The organism is Weissella paramesenteroides ATCC 33313 (assembly GCF_000160575.1).
GTDB lineage: Bacteria > Bacillota > Bacilli > Lactobacillales > Lactobacillaceae > Weissella > Weissella paramesenteroides.
In genome coordinates, this window is the sequence record NZ_GG697128.1 from 273,073 (window position 1) to 289,965 (window position 16,893).

Sequence of the window (16,893 nt, forward strand, 5' to 3'; positions counted from 1 at the left end):
AAAATATTATTTGATACACCTTAATCATACACCAGCTGTATCCCTTTTAAAATAATTATACGAATTTAATCCTCTAAGAAATAAGTCCGAACTTGAGCAGTAAAATCACCGGCTTGGGTTGGGTCGTCATAACGTCCAATGTTCATTAACTCGTCACCAGAGAACTTTTCACCAGTTTCCTGATCAACGTAAATGCCCTCGGGGATTAAACCAACTAGTTTGGTAATCGTAAAATTCTGTTGTGATGAGGCAAGTAGTCTAAAATGATAAACCAAAACATCATTACCATTTGGACTAACAAATTCCCACGCAGCCTCATTACTCAAGAATGGATCCTTTAGACGATAAAAATCACCATATTGAATGAGATGACGGTGCTCTTTATAGAAAGCAACTTGCTGTTTAACCAGCTCTTTCTCTTCTGCCGACATTTGTTGGACATCTAGTTCATAACCAAAGACACCTGAGCTAGCAACATCACCTCTCGTTTCTAATGACGTTATTCGTTGTGTTTGAGGATTTGGGACTGCCGCCACATGAGCAGTCATGCTAGATACCGGATAGCCAAATGTCGTCCCATACTGAATTCTAATTCGTTCGGCAGCATCGGTACTATCTGAGGTCCATGTTTGTGGGAAGTAATAAAGCATCCCCGCATCAAAACGACCACCACCACTTGAACAACCTTCAAATAAAATATCAGGATAACGTTTGGCCAACCGATCCACCAAATCATAGACACCAAGAATATAACGATGAGCCACCTCACCTTGTTGCTCACTATTTAGAACAGTAGAGTAAACTTCTGTCATATGACGATTCATATCCCACTTAATATAATCAATTGGCACCCGATCAAGAATGGCAGTCATTTGTTCATAAATATTTTCGACAACTTCTGGTCGAGAAAAATCCAAAACGTATTGATCTCTTGAAAGTGACATTGGTCGATTCGGAATATGAATTGCATAGTCTGGATGTTGACGATACAAATCAGAATTTTCTGAAATCATCTCAGGCTCAAACCATAAACCAAAGGCCATATTCTTAGCATGTACTTTTTCAGCTAAACCACGTAAGCCACCACCACTAGCTAGCTTACTTGTGTATTCATACCAATCTCCTAATGACCGACGATCATCATCACGTTGACCAAACCAACCATCGTCTAACACAAACATTTCAATTCCCAATGGGGCGGCTTCATCTAAAATTGCCTCAATTTTCTTTGCACTGAAATCAAAATAGGTTGCTTCCCAATTATTAATGACAATGGGGCGATCTTGATATTGATGATTACCACGAGCAACACGCTCACGTAACAAGTGATGATATGTTTGTGACATCCCATTTAGCCCTTTATCTGAATAAACCAATATGGCTTCAGGAGACTGGAAACTCTTTTCTGGTGCTAATTGCCAACTAAAACCATCTTCATTGATTCCTGTGACCAAACGAACTTGGTCGATATAATCCTTTTCAAAAGTAAATTGATGATTACCTGAATAGACGAGCTGCACACCAATAGCTTCCCCGGTTTGCTCAGTTGTATTTGGATCAACCGCTACTACAAATGGGTTCATATGATGTGAACTGGCACCACGGCGACTACTGAATTCTGTAATGCCCTGACGCAATGGTGCACGCTCTACTTGACGTTCATGAAATTGTGAACCAGGAAATGAAATGACCTCCATTGCTTGCTTGGGCATATCAAGTTGTAATGATGCAACCTTCTCAATAGAGAATGAATATTCACTTTCATTGAAGACACGAGTTGATCGTGTGATCACTGATCGATCTGCATAAATTGTGTAGTAGAGCACGACCGATGCCTTTAATGTTTTGTCTTTTAGCTTAATTGCTAATGTTTGTGCTTCATCATCTTGTTTTACGTATGTTTGTGGCAAACCTTCTAATTCTGGTTTACCGGAAAAAATCTCATATGAATCATAACGGAAATCAGTTGCCAAAGCCCCATCTGCTGATTTAATAATGATTGCAGGACTCCGAAAATCACCGGTCTGATTACCTGCAAATTCTTGTGGTAAAACATCCTTTGAATAAAAGCGATCTACTTCCCCTGGCCGACCAGCTAAATTAGGCGATAGCCCACGTTCATACCTCGGATAATGACGAGACCCATGATATCCTGTCACCCTTTTCCCAAAATATAGATGACTTAAAATTTCTCCTTCTTCGATTGACATTAAATATGAAATTGTTTCGTTTCTCAGATGGAATGTGCGTTGTGTGTTATCAAATGTGATGACTGCCTTTTCCATATACCCCTCCATAGATGCGATTAATCATCCTTAATCTAGCGAAATAAAAATAGTTTCTCTATTGATATTGTAACCGCTTGCCGATTAAGTGACAAACATTAAAAAATACTTGCTTTGTTCTATGAAAGCGCTTACAATTAAACAGTTGACAATTTAATAAATTTTAAGGAGAATTTGCGTCATGAAGACTGAAAATAGCAAACAGTCAGCTTTATCACGTTGGTCATATTCCTTTGGAGCATTTGGTAATGATGTGTTTTTCGCAACATTATCAACCTACTTCATCATGTTCGTCACCACTCACTTATTTAGTGGTGGCAATTCAGCAACTAATAATAAAATGATTAGTGCCATTACATTAATTATCTTCTTATTACGTTTCGTAGAGTTAGCAATTGATCCATTTATTGGTAATGCAATTGATAATACCAGAACTCGTTGGGGTAAATTTAAACCTTGGGTGGTTATTGGTGGAACAATTGGTTCGATTGCGCTAATCATTTTATTTACAAGCATGGGTGGTTTGAACAAATCAAATCCAATGGCTTATCTAATTTTATTCGCCATTATCTATATTACGATGGATATCTTCTATTCATTTAAGGACATTGGTTTTTGGTCAATGATCCCTGCTTTAACATTCGATTCACGTGAACGTGAAAAGACGGCTACTTTTGCACGAATTGGTTCAACCCTTGGTGCCAATTTAGTTGGTGTCGTAGTTATGCCTCTGGTTCTATTTTTCTCAGTTAAAAGTAATGGTGGTACCGGAGATACTCGTGGTTGGTTATGGTTCGCCATTATTATTTCTGTTGTTGCCTGGATCAGCGCGATTGCAGTTGGTGTTGGTACAAAAGAAGTTGATTCAGAGCTACGCCAAAACAAAGAAAAAACCACAGTTAAGCAAGTTATTAAGATTTTGGTCAAAAATGACCAATTGATGTGGACGGCTGTTGCGTATGGCCTTTACACAACTGGTATGACGTTGGTCAACTCACTTGAGCTTTACTACTTCACTTTCATTCTAGGTGATGCAAAGTCATTCTCAATCCTAGCAAGCTTGAACGTGGTAACTGGTTTGATTTCTGTTTCATTATTCCCTAAGTTAGCTGATAAGCTAAATCGCCGTAAGCTATTCTTCTGGAGTGTTGGTGTCATGCTGTTGGGCTTGGTTGTATTTATCTTTGCTGGTAAATCACTACCCGTTATTCTAGTTGCTGCTGAATTATTCGCCATTCCACAACCACTTGTGTTCTTAGTTGTTCTAATGACTATTTCTGACTCAGTTGAATATGGTCAACTAAAGTTGGGACACCGTGACGAATCATTAACTTTGTCAATCCGTCCCCTACTTGATAAATTAGCTGGTGCCATTTCAAATGGGGTCGTTGGACTAACTGCCGTTGTTGCTGGTATGACTAGTGGTGCAACTGCTGCATCGATTACCCATGCAAATTCATTGACTTTTAAGGCAATTATGTTTGGTATTCCAATTATCATTATTGTTGCGGGTGTCTTTGTTTTCTTCAAGAAGGTCACCTTAACGGAAGCAAAGCATGCTGAAATTGTTGATGAACTTGAGCGTACTTGGGGTAAGCAGTTTAACGATACTAACGAAACAGTGACTGAGGTACTACCAGAACTTTCTGCAGGCGAGTCAATCTACTACACGCCGGTCACAGGTACCCTACTGCCATTAAGTCGTGTTAATGATAAAGCGTTTGCTTCTGGCGATTTAGGTAAGGGATTTGCAATAAAGCCAGCAGACGGTCGTGTTTATGCACCATTTGATGGTACCATACGCATTGCCTTCTCAACTCGTCATGCTGTCGGTATCGTATCTGACACTGGTATCGTTACATTGATCCACATTGGTTTAGATACTGTTAAGCTACAAGGAACGGGCTTCGTATCCTACTTTGAACGTGGTCAACACGTTAATAAAGGTGATTTATTAATTGAATTCTGGGACAAATCAATCACAGATGCTGGTTTAGATGACACAGTCATTGTAACCATTACCAATTCTGATGATTTGACAACTTTCGAATTACTTGAAGAACCAAATACTTTGATAGAACAGTCAACACCTATCTTGAAGCTTGGTCGCTATTAATTTAACTAACAAAAAAGACCCACAACTTTTCTTTAATTTGAAAAGTTGTGGGTCTTAAAATGTCATCAAAAATAAAATTTTTAATAGACAATCTTAATCATCCATATTCTTTTAACGAGCCCTTGCAGAGCGCAACCGACTATTTGTCATGATCTCAATTTGTCGTAGTGTTGCAGCATCTACATGTAAACCACTTGCTATTTGACCAAACGTCCATGTTGGGTGGCGTTCACAAAGATCATGAAAATGTGCAATTAACTTATCATTTACTTCGGGTTGTGTAATTGTTTGTGGACCCCCAGTCATAAAGTTAGCAACATCTGTCTTCTCAAAACTATAATGTAAACTACTTGGACCCATTGCACCAGTTGCGTAATCCATTGTACTTTTCCTCCCAATTATCAGGCTAAAAATATCAACAACAACTCCTATGCAAACTATACTAACACTTTTATCAAATAAAATAAAGCTAACTTTACTAGATATAACCTTAAATTTAATTCGTCTTTTATTGTCTTTCGGTTAATAACGACCATTAAATTAAAATAATGTTCGTATATACGTGATATTACGAAATGCAAAACCGTAATTTTTGATGAAAATGGTATAATATGAGCACTATATATTTTTTAAGGAGCTAAAATGTCTACACGTCAAGAATTTATTCGTAATTTTGCCATCATTGCCCATATTGATCATGGTAAGTCGACACTTGCTGATCGAATCATGGAAATGACAAATACCATCTCAGAACGAGAAGCTGAAGATCAACTACTTGATGATTTAAGTGTTGAAAAAGCACATGGTGTCACGGTTAAATCACGAACTGTCCGAAACTACTTCATCGATGAACGCGGTGATGAATACCAATACAACCTTATTGACACTCCGGGACATGTTGATTTCAACTATGAGGTATCCCGCAGTTTATCAGCTACTGACGGTGTGTTGCTACTTGTCGATGCAACTAAAGGTGTTCAAGCACAAACTGTTGCTAACTATCGTCTTGCAAAAGAAGCTAACTTAGTTATTATTCCAATTGTTAATAAAATTGACACAGCTGCTGCTGAAGTTGATGCAACTATCGCGCAACTTGAAGACTTAGATGATGCATTTACACCAGATAACATCATTAAAATCTCTGCTAAAAGTGGTTTACACGTAGATACTGTCCTAACTGCTATTCGTGACCGTATTCCTGCTCCAAAAGGTGATGAACACGCTGATTTACAAGCTCTCGTGTTTGATTCAAAATTTGATCCATATAAAGGTATTATTGTACAGGCGCGAATCGTACAAGGTACTTTAAATAGTAATGATCAGGTATTATTTATGGCTAATCAAATTAAATCAGGCATTAAAGAAATGGGTGTCTTCGCCCCTTTAATGACGCCAATAAAGCAATTAAAAGCTGGTGATGTTGGTTTTATTGTGACAGGTATTAAAGACCCTGAAGCAGTTAAAGTTGGTGATACGATTACACTTGCAAAACAACCTGTTGCATCGGCCCTACCTGGTTATCAAGATGTTGAGCCAATGGTTTACGCCGGACTTTATCCTCGTGGTAGTGAATTTAAAGATTTAAAAATTGGTATTGAAAAATTAGCCCTGAATGATGCTGCCTTTCAATACGAACCTGAACAGTCAGAAGCATTGGGAATGGGGTTCCGTGGTGGCTTTTTAGGTATCTTCCATTTACAAATTATTCGTGAACGATTAAAAGAGGAGTTCGGCCTGGATGTCTTGACCACAATGCCAAATTCAACCTATCGTGTGACCGTTAAAAATGAAGACGAACCGATCTATGTTGAAAACCCAACCCAATTTCCAGATTATGGTCAAATTATGTTGGTTGAAGAACCATATATGTTAGCCAAAATGACGATGCCAAATGAAATGTTGAATGATGTCATGCGCTTAGCCGAAGGTCGTCGGGGTGAATTAGTAGATTTAGAAACTATTGGTGCCATGCTATTAGTTACTTATCGAATGCCAATTTCTGAAATTGCATATGATTTCTTTAATGAATTAAAGTCGGTTTCACATGGCTTTGCGACCCTTTCAACAACGTTTGATCAATATCAACCCTCAGATTTAGTCAGAATTGACATTGCAATCGACTATGCAAAGATTGATGCCTTAACATTCGTTGTACATCGCCTGAAAGCTAACCGAATGGGCATTGAGATTGTTGATAAACTTAAAAACCTAATTCCACGTAAATTGCAAGCGATGCCTGTACAAGCAATTGTTGAAGGACGCGCTATTGCTCGTGCAGATGTTCCACCTTTGCGAAAAGCTCAAGCTTCAGGTACTAAGGTATCAAAAAAGCAGCAGCAAATGCGACGTCAAGGTGTTAAAAAAAGTGATATCGAACTACCACAAGCTGTTTTTGATGCGATTTTGGAAATGAATAGTAATTAAATAAGTAAAACCCGCTCATTTTCGTGAGCGGGTTTTACTTATTTAAGATTATTTTTCTAAATTAATTGTCCGACTAATGATGTACACAATGATTGCGCCGATAACTAAAGCAACAAATTCACCTAATGCCGTCCAAGCATAAGTTGCCCAGAATGGTGTTTTTGCAACATAGTATAACTCAGCAGCAATAACCCACATCATTAAGGTATCGACGATGGTACTGATTGCCAAGCGGGTCACAATATTCTTAACATGCTTTGCTAAGTAATAAGAGATTGATAACATCAATAATGTCTGCAAAGTCCCCACAATCATGTCAATAATGCCATATGGTGACCAAATATTAGCAATAAATACGCCCAGTGTTATGGCAACAATATAACGTTTATTAAATACTGCTAAATGATTAAAGGCCTCAGAAAATCGTAATTGTACTGGTCCATATGATGCAAACGGGATGGCAACGGTTGCCACCACATAAAGTGCGGCAATGACCGCTGTCACTGCAATATTTCTTGCTGAACTAACTTGATGTGTTTTTTGTTCCATAGTTTCTACTACTCCTAGTTTTTTTGAGTGGGATGGTTACGAACCACTGATATCACTGCTATTAAAAATAGCACTATCAAATAAGAATTGCAACTAAGCAACAAAATTAAAAAGATACTGCAACAGGCTGATCCCGAAATGATTCAATTAAAACAGACTGGCAAGTTAATTGAATAATTACATGATTAGAAAAATCTTCACCTAATGCTTTAATCTCAGGGTGTTCTTGTAACATTGTTGCTACTTGATCATCCGCAACAACAGCTGCTGAGACATTCTTTGAACTCAATCTAGCCCCAGTTTGCTTATCATACCATGTTGTTAGAGCAGCCACCCCATTTTGAGCAATGTTTGCTGTCCGCTCTGAATTCGAGCTAGTGACAATATAGAAAACATTCTCATTAACGGTTGATTGTTTGAAAGTTACAATGCTAGCTGTCAATTTCCCATCTGATGCTTTTGTTGCCAGAACAAAAACATTTTCTAGTTTTGATAACGTCTTATTAAAAATATCATCTCGATTATTATTGGTTTGTCCGCTAAACTTTTTTCGTTGTTTTAAAATAGTCAACGCTGTTAACGGAATAATTAAAATAATATAGCCAACAATAGTTACCAGTATGCCTTGTAACCAAAATTCTCTCACATGAAATAAGTCAACAATTGCTAGTGATATAAAAATAGTGACAAAAAATATAATGAATAATTGTATAAATCTCTTTGGATACATAATTGTTCTCTCCTTCACAAATTAATCTTATCACAAAATGCCCGTTCTACTAAACACACATTATTGTTACACTATACATAGTCAGGTAATTAAAAATACCCATTAGCATAAATGTGAGGTCAAAATGATTAAAAAACATGCCAAAAACATTCTGATAATTGCTGTATTTGCCTTAATTGTTATTTCTCCGCAAATATACTCCCATAGTTTGATTTTAGGTTCTGATTCACTGTTCCACTTCAATCGTTTCTACGACATGGCTTCACAAATCAATGATCATAATTGGCAGTATTTCGTTTCCATGTATGGTTTTACCCAATCTGGTCGCATTGTCAATGCAATATACGGCCCACTACTTGCTTACCTGCATGGTTTTATTTTGTGGATCACCCGGTCATGGTTTCTTTACCAAATTATTTCTGATTTTATGGTGATGTTTATTGCCGGTTGCATGATGTACTATTTACTTATCCAAAATAAAGTATCTCAACGCTACCTGATGCCATTATCCACACTATATATGCTTAGTTATGTCATTTTTACTTGGACAATATCACAACAATTTTTAAGTTGGGGAGCCGCAATTCTACCACTTGGTGTGTCTGTTGCCACACGCTTAATTCGCGAGAAAGATAATCCCGTAAATATCCTGGAAATGACATTGGCTGTTACTTTGATGTTGCAAACACATGTCTTATCGTCATTGTTATTGATTGTACTTTTAACTATTTTCTTTAGTATCGCTATTTTACAATCGACAAATAAAAAAAGGCTTCTTTTACGTACACTCATCGCTGCACTATGTACAATATTTTTAACGGCAAATATTTGGGGGAGTTTTCTTGAAGTATATATGGGAAACCAGCTAATCCCGCCATTTAAAAACAAGACACCGCAGTCACGTGGCAGTGTTGCCTTTCCGATTGATAATCTAAAATTATTTTTCCCATATGTCTTATTATTTGGTTATCAAATTTTTATGACATTAATGCATTGGCGCCATACTACTCTAGTCATCCGGACTGTCACAATAATTGGTACCATTTGCTTAGTGCTATCCTCGTCAATTATCCCTTGGAATACACTCTTTAAAATTCACTTTATTAGTCTGTTCCAGTTTCCGTATCGCTTACTACCAACAGCCATTGTTTTACTTTTATTAGGTTTAGGTCTTACCTTAACCACAAGTGATTATTTGCTATTTAATAAAAAGCAGTTATCTTTAATTTTAATAACTGCAATGATTTGTATTTTGGCAAATAATATTGGGATTGTCCATAAAAAAGCTGCTATCTGGCACACACCAAAAGTTCTTGCAGATAAAAATAAAATCCATCAAGATGCCACAAAAACAACCATCCGACAAAGTTTCTACGCCAACAAAAGATTGCATGTCCTACTAGATAGTGTTTGGAAACCAACGCCTGATTATCTACCGGTTAATGGTGCGAAAAAGGTGAAAGAGCCCTACAAAAAATACAATGAACAAATTGCCCGACAACAATATACATTTGTAAAGTACGTTGAGAATAAAAAATTGTATATCCTTTGGTATGCAACGAAGCCTAACTATAAAACAATTAATGTCATTAAATACGCCCATACACGATTGAAATTGAACGGCAAACCTTTATCTGCATACGACTATCAATTAACCAAAATTGGTGCCGTCAAAGTGCGTGGTAAAGTTGGTGAAAATGTTATGCAATTATCTTATCAACCAGCAAAATGGTTTATGAATTTAATGACTGTTAATAAACTAGCTTGGTTTATCTTAGCTTGCTACACAATTTATGTTACTTACCAACGAATAAAAAAGTAGTGCGAGACAAAAGTCATTTTGGAGCCCGTGTGTAACGTGATTTGCGCTATCAAAATTATAGACTAATAATTAATACATTTTTAGCATAAAAAAGAAGTTGGAACAAAAGGAAATGTTCCAACTTCTTTTTACTTTGGCTATTTGTTCAAATAATTTTGATACGAAACGTAAACCAATTACTTCTTATATGCCCACTTCCAATCGAATGGTGCACCAACTGTGTTTGATACAACACCCTTAACCTTAGTATTCAATAGTGATGGCTTTGATTGGTAATACAATGGTGCGATTCCCGCATCATCTTGAATAATCTTTTCAGCCTTAGCGTAATCTTGGAAACGCTTTGCCTTATCACTGACATCAGTTGTCTCAGCAGCATTAACTGCATTGTCATAATCTGTATTCTTCCAGCTACCATTGTTAAAGTCTGAATCAGACTTATACAAGTCTAAGAAAGTTGATGGATCAGCATAATCAGCCCCCCAAAGTGAATTAACAATATCAAACTTTTTAGTCTCTGATAGTGACAGACGTTGCTTAAATGGCACTGTCTTAATCGTCACCTTCAATCCAGGTAGCTTTTCCATTTGCGCTTGGACAAATTCAGCTGAACGCTTTGCTCCATCAGTATCATCAGTCAAATATTGCAAGGTAACTTTCTTCTTACCAATTTCCTTTAGACCTTGCTTCCACAACTTTTTAGCTTCCTTTAGATCATAACCCGTTGCACTCTTATCAGATGCAACCTTTGCAAAGTCCTTACCTGTTGTTGGATCCTTTGCTAAGTTAGCAGCTGTAAATGAATAGGCTGGTTCACCACTACCAACTAAAATCTTTGATGACATCGTCTCACGGTCAATTGACTTTGACAATGCCTTACGGATGTTCACGTTATTCAAAGGCTTACGCTTCTCATTAAATTCGAGATAATCAGTTGTTGCCTGTGAAATAACTGTGTAAGCCTTATTTTTCTTGGAAGTCTTAACTTGATCACTTGAAAGTGTTGTGTAATCAACCTTCTTCGACTTGAACAAATTATAACCTGTATTTTGATCCTTAATCGTTTGTACGGTAATCTTTGGGGTCTTTACAGCACTGGCATCCCAGTAACCGGGATTTCTAACCAAAGAAATCTTGTTATTTGATCCATTCCAGTTCTTCAAGATATATGGTCCAGTTGACAACGTGTACTTAGCTGCTGTTCCATACTTCTTACCCACCTTTTGGACAAACTTTTCATTTTGTGGATAGAAACCAGCCATTGTCAAAACTGACTCCAATTGTGGCATTTGACGCTCAAGCGTTACTTGCAGGGTCTTATCATCGATGGCCTTAACTCCCAAATCGCTTACAGGCCTCTTTCCCTTTTGAATAGCGTCAGCGTTCTTAATACCTGAGAATAAGTAAGCATATTGAGAAGCTGTTTTTGGATCATTAGTACGTTGCCAACCGTAAACAAAGTCTTTAGCAGTCACTGGATCACCATTAGACCACTTCATGTCACGTAAGTGGTAAGTTAAGGTCAATCCGTCAGATGACTTATCTACAGAGGTTGCCGCTGCTAGTTCTGGTGTGCCAGTTTTACTAGGACGGTATAAACCTTCACCAGTGGCTTGTAAGTAATTAAAATCAATGGCAGCTGTTGTCTTAGAAGGATCCATCGTTCCAATATCAGCACTTTCAGTCCAGTTAATAGTCTTATACTTTGCTGCACTGGCTGTTACTGGTACAAAAGTAGATCCTAAAATTACCGCACCAGATAATAAGGCACTCACCTTTAATGCTTTGTTCATAATCATTCCCCGATTCCTAATCAAATTAATTATGTGTAATAAATTTTTCATAATCATATAATAAACTTAAATCATAGTCAACAGAATTTTTAAATTCATTTTAATGTAAAAATATTATCAAACGATAAATCACAATATAAACGTTGATATATCAACATTTATCTATAAAAATAGCATTCATTTTTATTTTGTATTTTTATTTCACAAACTCATTATTTTCTCATTTTTTATTTACTAACAAACCCAATGAATCATTGATAAATAACTTTTTACGCAAAAAAAGCAACCAAACCCACAAGGAATTCAGCTGCTTAATATTTAAACTATTTAATTGATATTATTGATTGAACTTATTTTTACAATTGACCCCATGCTTGTGAAGCAATTGATGGGAACAAGTAAACCATGCGCTCTAGTTCAGCAGGACCAAACTTAAACTCAATAGCTGGTAACAATGCATTGATGACATCTTCTGCTTTATTCGATACCTCAGTTGCCCCCACTAATTTGTGGTCAGCATCAAAAATAAGCGTATTGTGACCAATTTGCTCTTTTTCAACTTGACGATACCAATCGCCAGCCAAGTCATTTTCAACAATTGTGTATTTATCTGGATTTGCTTGTGCCTCAGCAACAGTCACTCCAGCCTTGGCAATACGAGGTGAAGTAAAGACAACTGATGGAATTACAGGATATTGAATGGCTTCAGTAGTCTCACCGGCAAAAATGTGCATCAAATAAGTTGACTCAAAGATTGCTGTCGGCGTTAACTTGGGTTGTACCTTATCAATGACATCACCAGAAGCATAGATATTTGAAACTGAAGTACGAAGATGATCATCCACTTCAATACCCTTTTCGTTAAACTTAACGCCAACTTCTTCAAGACCTAGATCTTCAACATTTGGAATTCGTCCAGTTGCATCTAGCACCCAATCAGTATCAATGTTTAACTCACTACCACGAACAACCAAACCATTCGCACCGCCGACAATTGCTTCCACTTCGACTTCACGAATGAATTTTACACCCTTTGATGTCAAGTCTTTGATAACTAATTCTACATAAGGTTGGTTGTAAGCACGAAGCGCCTTATCACCATGTAAAATAACGGTTACTTCTGACCCAGCTGCTTGTGCCATTGTTGCAAATTCCATTGCAATATAACCAGCACCAATAATTGTGACACGCTTAGGCATTTCACTTAGGTTCATAAATTCTTCTGAGTCGTGAGCTAAATCGTCACCTGGGATATTCAAACGATTTGGACGAAGACCCGTTGACAAAACAATGTTTTCGGCCGTTTTTTCTTCGCCATTTACTTTTACTGTATGGTTATCAACTAAGGTGCCTCGACCAAATAGGATATCAACGTTTGAAGAATCCAATAATCCTTGAATAAAATCTGGCAACCCAGCAATCACTTCATGCTTATGTGCCTGATTTTCTGACCAATTAATTGCAACGTCACCAGTTACAATACCGTGAACTTCTTCTAAATGACGCTTTAAAGCAACTGGAGAATCCAAAACGATTTTGGCGTTACATCCACGATTTGGGCATGTTCCCCCAATTAAGTCTTGTTCAACTACAGCTACCTTCTTACCTTTAGCCGCTAGTGGAATTGCCCCGTCAAACGTTCCATGACCACTACCGATATACAATACATCATAATCATATGCTGTCATTCTGTTTCTTCCTCCCGTGGAATTTTACTAAAAATCCTCAATCAGCTGATATCTCTTAAATCAACCGTTACATCTAGTATATAAGAAAAGTATCAGACGTGCATTTATTTTAGCTTAATTTTTTAGGACTTACTTAAAAATTGCCCTTGTTGCCATTGTAATAAACTCTTCAATTTCTGCATCCGAAACTGTTAAACCATTTTGTATGCGTGATTGTAATAGCCATTGCATTGGCTGAATGGTCTGTGCCACAATCAGGTCGACACTACCCGTCACCAATAGCTTTTGACGGTATGCCTGTGTAATAACTGTTAATAGTTCATTATTTAATAATGAACCACTGTTCTGTAAATCTGATGGTAAAAATTGTGGATTTGCTAACATTGCTGCTAGAAATTCAACCTCCTTCACATTATTCCTAAAGCGTGCGGCATATTGTCTTAAAATTAGCGCAAATTGCTCTTTTATGGGCAAATCAACTGCAGGCATTGTCATATTATTAATTAGCAGATTTTGAACCTGTTGAAATAACTTTCCTAATAAGTCTGCTTTGTTGTCATAATAAACATATGCCGTAGCAACCGATACTCCCGCCCGCTTGGCCATTTTATTAATACTTAAATTGATGATTCCTTGTTCCGCAACTAAATCAATAGCTGCCTTTGATAAAGCTGATATTTTGTTCTCATCTCGTTGTCTCATATCTCTATTTTAGCCTGTTTAATCTAAAAAAATAAGAGTGAACATGTAAATTTCTGTTCACTCTTATCATTTTGTTTTAAAATCAGCTGATTTATTCAGCACTTGCGAGATATTTAATGAAACGGTCTAATCCAGCTTGACCGTTAGCATCATCCTTATAGACACCCGCATCCTCAAGCACACGAACAAACACTTTACCAACTTCTTCTTGTACAATTTCTGTAACTGTCGTTGGACTTGCTTGGCGATCTTGCTTAATTTGTTGTGCCCAAGCACGGTGACCTTCAGCAACTTCATCAAGTGATGCGCGGTCAATTAAGAAATCTTCAACTTTCTGAAGTTCCTTTAAGAGACGTGCAGGCAAAATAGCCAATCCCATCACTTCAATCAAACCAATATTTTCTTGCTTAATGTGTTGTACATCTGCATGGGGATGGAAAATTCCCATAGGATAATCTTCAGATGTCCCATTATCACGAAGAACCAAGTACAACTCGTACTTGCCATCCTTAAACTGAGCAATTGGCGTAACCGTATGTTGACGATCACCCTCAGCACTAGTTGCATGAATCATTAGCTTTTCATCAGAGTACTTTTCCCAAGCACGACGAATAAACTCACTCGCAGCAACAACATCTGCCGCATCAGTCGAAGAAACTCGGAACGCAGTCATCGGCCAGTTCAATACAGCAACTTCAACATTTTCATATTCTGATAAGGCAACCTTTTGCTTCACATCTGCCTTCATCATTGGAAATGCATGACGTCCCGCTTGATAGTGTTCTTGTGACAAAATTGATCCACCAACGATTGGTAAGTCAGCATTTGAACCAACCATATACATTGGATAACGTGTCACAATTTGCATCAAACGCGTAAATGTTCGCAGACCCATTTGCATTGGCTGACGTTTGAAGTTCACGAAAATAGCATGTTCTTCAAAATATGCATATGGTGAATAATGCCATCCCCAGGTTTCATTACTGAAATTTTCACGAATAAAACGATGTGTTAAACGTGGTGCCGCAGTTACTGTACCAAGATACCCTTCGTTAGTATAATCTAACGCAGTTGGTGGATAAGTTGATTTTGGTGCACTAGCGGCTGCTTTAATCTCAGCAGTTGTCTTTTCAGGCTTTGAAAGATTGATCGTAATTTCAATATCACCATACTTTGAATTATGGGTAAAAGCAATATTACGAGCAATATCATTCACTTTAACGTTTTCGACTGATTCACTAATAAAGTAGTAATACTTCACTGCTTGTTCAGGATCAACCTTATACAAACGCTCAAACTCAGCTGCCAATACATCTGGTGTTGGTGTCACAATATTTAGCAATTCCGTACGATCAATGGCTGCTTGCCATCCCATCTCAAAATCAGTATCTTGGACTGCAATCAATTGATCAGCTAAATCACTTAAATTAGTGTCTGTATGCCCTGTCAAACCTTGAACCAGGCTAGTAGCACCCAGCTTGGCTAACACAAGATTCGTCCGATAAACCGTTTCAGCTTCTGAATAAGCATGCATGGCTACTCCCCACGCAACGAAATCCATTACAGCTTGACTTTGTTCTTCATTCAATGACTTCATTTTAAAACTTCGGCCTCCTACAAGGCATGGGTACCATCAACAATATCAGCGACAAAGAATGATGCTTGATAACCAATCTTTTCATCGTATACTTTACCAACAGCTGCAGCAAAGTTGTCAGCTTCAGATTTAGCAACTAGCGCAATTGCACTACCACCAAATCCAGCACCAGTCATACGAGCACCTAGGACACCTGGTTGTGCCATCGCAGCTGAAACTAAGGTATCTAACTCAATACCTGTCACTTCGTAATCGTCACGTAATGAATTATGTGACTCTGTCAATAATTCACCAAAGCGCTTCATATCATGTTCTGATAAGGCTTTCTTTGCCAATACAGTACGTTCATTTTCAGCAACTGCATGACGAGCACGACGTTGGTTAACTGGGCTGCTGATATGATCAACAATCTTTTCAAATTCTTCAGTCGTCAAATCACCTAGTGAATTAATATCAGCGACAGCTTGTAATTCTTCAAGTGCCTTTTGTGTTTCAGCACGGCGCTCATTATACTTTGAATCTACCAATTCACGCTTTTTGTTGGTGGTCATAATAACTAGCTCATAGTCACCAAAATCAGCTGGCACCATTTCGTAGTCCATTGTATTTGTATCCAAGAAAATTGCTTGTTTCTCTTGACCAAAGGCAACGGCAAATTGATCCATGATTCCAGTTTGAAGACCAAGATAGTCATTTTCTACTGCTTGACCAAGCTTTACCAATGACAAGGTATCCATACCAAAATCAAACAAATCATTCAACATAACACCAATTAACAACTCTAATGATGCTGATGATGACAAACCAGAAGCAGTTGGCATATCACCAACAATGGCTAGATTAAATCCACGTGGTACTTCATGACCCAGTTTACTTAATTCACTGATCACACCGCGTACATACTTTACCCAACTATCATATTGACGAATTTTCAAATCATCCTTTGCAAAAGAAACCATGCCAGCATCCTTGAAGTTTGCTGAAAATGCATGAATTTCATTATCATCACGAAGTGAAACTGCTGCGTATGTTCCAACACTAATAGCAGCTGGGAACACATGACCACCATTGTAATCAGTATGCTCACCAATTAAGTTAACACGACCTGGTGAGAAGAAAAAGTGTTCTGCTGGATGACCAAAACGACGCTCGAATGATTCACCTAATTCTTTTGTAAGAGTCATAAT

At 37.6% G+C, this 16,893-nt stretch carries 12 protein-coding genes and 1 riboswitch; of the genes, 3 read left to right on the plus strand and 9 right to left on the minus strand.

Annotated features, from left to right (window positions below):
* Positions 1-65: 65 nt before the first annotated feature.
* The gene (locus tag HMPREF0877_RS01280; protein WP_040760195.1) at positions 66-2,285 is read right to left on the minus strand and encodes an alpha-galactosidase; all 2,220 of its coding nucleotides are present in this window, start codon (positions 2,283-2,285) and stop codon (positions 66-68) included.
* A 181-nt stretch (positions 2,286-2,466) separates the two neighbouring features.
* On the opposite strand from HMPREF0877_RS01280, the gene HMPREF0877_RS01285 reads away from it, so the two are divergent.
* Positions 2,467-4,401 carry a sugar MFS transporter gene (locus tag HMPREF0877_RS01285; RefSeq protein WP_002827311.1) on the plus strand — a complete coding sequence of 645 codons (1,935 nt, stop codon included), beginning with the start codon at positions 2,467-2,469 and terminating at the stop codon, positions 4,399-4,401.
* A gap of 111 nt (positions 4,402-4,512) precedes the next feature.
* Here HMPREF0877_RS01285 and HMPREF0877_RS01290 read toward each other — a convergent pair whose 3' ends face one another.
* Entirely contained in the window at positions 4,513-4,782 is a 270-nt protein-coding gene (locus tag HMPREF0877_RS01290) for a hypothetical protein (protein WP_002827312.1), read from the minus strand.
* Between the two features lie 261 nt (positions 4,783-5,043).
* On the opposite strand from HMPREF0877_RS01290, the gene lepA reads away from it, so the two are divergent.
* Complete coding sequence (gene lepA, locus HMPREF0877_RS01295; RefSeq protein ID WP_002827315.1) at positions 5,044-6,825, plus strand: translation elongation factor 4; 1,782 nt, start codon at positions 5,044-5,046, stop codon at positions 6,823-6,825.
* Between the two features lie 48 nt (positions 6,826-6,873).
* On the opposite strand, the gene HMPREF0877_RS01300 is transcribed toward lepA, so the two are convergent.
* Complete coding sequence (locus HMPREF0877_RS01300) at positions 6,874-7,374, minus strand: QueT transporter family protein (protein ID WP_002827317.1); 501 nt, start codon at positions 7,372-7,374, stop codon at positions 6,874-6,876.
* 8 nt (positions 7,375-7,382) lie between these two features.
* A riboswitch (PreQ1 riboswitch) is annotated at positions 7,383-7,427 on the minus strand.
* A gap of 53 nt (positions 7,428-7,480) precedes the next feature.
* On the minus strand, positions 7,481-8,104 hold the full coding sequence (locus tag HMPREF0877_RS01305; RefSeq protein WP_002827319.1) for a pyridoxamine 5'-phosphate oxidase family protein: 624 nt from the start codon (positions 8,102-8,104) through the stop codon (positions 7,481-7,483).
* Between the two features lie 124 nt (positions 8,105-8,228).
* Here HMPREF0877_RS01305 and HMPREF0877_RS01310 point away from each other — a divergent pair, with 124 nt between their 5' ends.
* Positions 8,229-9,926, plus strand: a complete 1,698-nt coding sequence (locus tag HMPREF0877_RS01310) for a hypothetical protein (RefSeq protein WP_002827321.1) — start codon at positions 8,229-8,231, stop codon at positions 9,924-9,926.
* Positions 9,927-10,102: 176 nt separating this feature from the next.
* Here HMPREF0877_RS01310 and HMPREF0877_RS01315 read toward each other — a convergent pair whose 3' ends face one another.
* From HMPREF0877_RS01315 to HMPREF0877_RS01335, 5 genes are all read right to left on the minus strand, one after another.
* On the minus strand, positions 10,103-11,719 hold the full coding sequence (locus tag HMPREF0877_RS01315; protein WP_040760407.1) for a peptide ABC transporter substrate-binding protein: 1,617 nt from the start codon (positions 11,717-11,719) through the stop codon (positions 10,103-10,105).
* Positions 11,720-12,075: 356 nt separating this feature from the next.
* Positions 12,076-13,407: a dihydrolipoyl dehydrogenase family protein gene (locus HMPREF0877_RS01320; RefSeq protein WP_002827323.1), complete on the minus strand. Its 1,332-nt coding sequence runs from the start codon at positions 13,405-13,407 to the stop codon at positions 12,076-12,078.
* Between the two features lie 129 nt (positions 13,408-13,536).
* Positions 13,537-14,109, minus strand: coding sequence for a TetR/AcrR family transcriptional regulator (locus HMPREF0877_RS01325; protein WP_002827324.1), 573 nt, complete (start codon positions 14,107-14,109; stop codon positions 13,537-13,539).
* A gap of 91 nt (positions 14,110-14,200) precedes the next feature.
* Complete coding sequence (locus tag HMPREF0877_RS01330) at positions 14,201-15,706, minus strand: UDP-glucose--hexose-1-phosphate uridylyltransferase (RefSeq protein WP_002827326.1); 1,506 nt, start codon at positions 15,704-15,706, stop codon at positions 14,201-14,203.
* Positions 15,707-15,723: 17 nt separating this feature from the next.
* Positions 15,724-16,890, minus strand: coding sequence for a galactokinase (locus HMPREF0877_RS01335; RefSeq protein WP_002827327.1), 1,167 nt, complete (start codon positions 16,888-16,890; stop codon positions 15,724-15,726).
* Between the last annotated feature and the right edge of the window lie 3 nt (positions 16,891-16,893).

Bases quoted from the DNA above. Each gene is read 5' to 3' on its own strand.
- HMPREF0877_RS01280 (WP_040760195.1), bottom strand. From the start codon at position 2,285: ATGGAAAAGGCAGTCATCACATTTGATAACACACAACGCACATTCCAT.
- HMPREF0877_RS01285 (WP_002827311.1), top strand. From the start codon at position 2,467: ATGAAGACTGAAAATAGCAAACAGTCAGCTTTATCACGTTGGTCATAT.
- HMPREF0877_RS01290 (WP_002827312.1), bottom strand. From the start codon at position 4,782: ATGGATTACGCAACTGGTGCAATGGGTCCAAGTAGTTTACATTATAGT.
- lepA (WP_002827315.1), top strand. From the start codon at position 5,044: ATGTCTACACGTCAAGAATTTATTCGTAATTTTGCCATCATTGCCCAT.
- HMPREF0877_RS01300 (WP_002827317.1), bottom strand. From the start codon at position 7,374: ATGGAACAAAAAACACATCAAGTTAGTTCAGCAAGAAATATTGCAGTG.
- HMPREF0877_RS01305 (WP_002827319.1), bottom strand. From the start codon at position 8,104: ATGTATCCAAAGAGATTTATACAATTATTCATTATATTTTTTGTCACT.
- HMPREF0877_RS01310 (WP_002827321.1), top strand. From the start codon at position 8,229: ATGATTAAAAAACATGCCAAAAACATTCTGATAATTGCTGTATTTGCC.
- HMPREF0877_RS01315 (WP_040760407.1), bottom strand. From the start codon at position 11,719: ATGAACAAAGCATTAAAGGTGAGTGCCTTATTATCTGGTGCGGTAATT.
- HMPREF0877_RS01320 (WP_002827323.1), bottom strand. From the start codon at position 13,407: ATGACAGCATATGATTATGATGTATTGTATATCGGTAGTGGTCATGGA.
- HMPREF0877_RS01325 (WP_002827324.1), bottom strand. From the start codon at position 14,109: ATGAGACAACGAGATGAGAACAAAATATCAGCTTTATCAAAGGCAGCT.
- HMPREF0877_RS01330 (WP_002827326.1), bottom strand. From the start codon at position 15,706: ATGAAGTCATTGAATGAAGAACAAAGTCAAGCTGTAATGGATTTCGTT.
- HMPREF0877_RS01335 (WP_002827327.1), bottom strand. From the start codon at position 16,890: ATGACTCTTACAAAAGAATTAGGTGAATCATTCGAGCGTCGTTTTGGT.